Here is a 526-nt window from a genome sequence, read left to right as displayed (position 1 = left end):
TGTGCGAATAATCCTTCGCGATATTCAGCACCGTGCCGTCGACGTTTTCAGCCAGCCCGTCGGCGAGTTGCGGCGCATCGGCGAGCAGCACTTTCGACACACCCGCGATTTTCGCGGCCGCATCCGCTGCGGCTTGTGCGTTCGAACCTGCCACCAGCACGTGCACGTCGCCACCGATCTTCGAAGCCGCCGCAACCGTATTCAGCGTCGCGGCCTTGATCGACGCGTTGTCGTGTTCTGCGATAACCAGAATCGTCATTTTCGTCCGTCTCCTTACAGCACTTTGGCTTCGGTCTTGAGCTTCTCGACCAGCGTCTTCACGTCCGGCACCATCACGCCGGCGGAGCGCTTGGGCGGCTCGGCGACTTTCAGCGTTTTCAGACGCGGCGCGACATCGACGCCGAGATCAGCCGGCTTCAGCGTTTCCAAAGGCTTCTTCTTCGCCTTCATGATGTTGGGCAGCGTGACGTAGCGCGGCTCGTTCAGGCGCAAGTCGGTGGTGACGACTGCGGGCAACGTGAGCGAA

Annotated in this window: 1 protein-coding gene and 1 pseudogene; both read right to left on the bottom strand. The window is 61.2% G+C overall.

Translation table 11 applies throughout. From position 1 onward, the window contains the following. Positions 1-259, bottom strand: a pseudogene (locus QCE48_RS31720) (electron transfer flavoprotein subunit alpha/FixB family protein); the annotation flags it as partial. 14 nt (positions 260-273) lie between these two features. Beyond that, positions 274-526: electron transfer flavoprotein subunit beta/FixA family protein (locus QCE48_RS31715; protein ID WP_409014743.1), on the bottom strand; the 253-nt coding region annotated here is incomplete at its 5' end.

This window comes from Caballeronia sp. LZ024, assembly GCF_031451455.1.
Lineage (GTDB): Bacteria > Pseudomonadota > Gammaproteobacteria > Burkholderiales > Burkholderiaceae > Caballeronia > Caballeronia telluris.
This window is presented reverse-complemented; position numbering and strand designations above follow the sequence as displayed.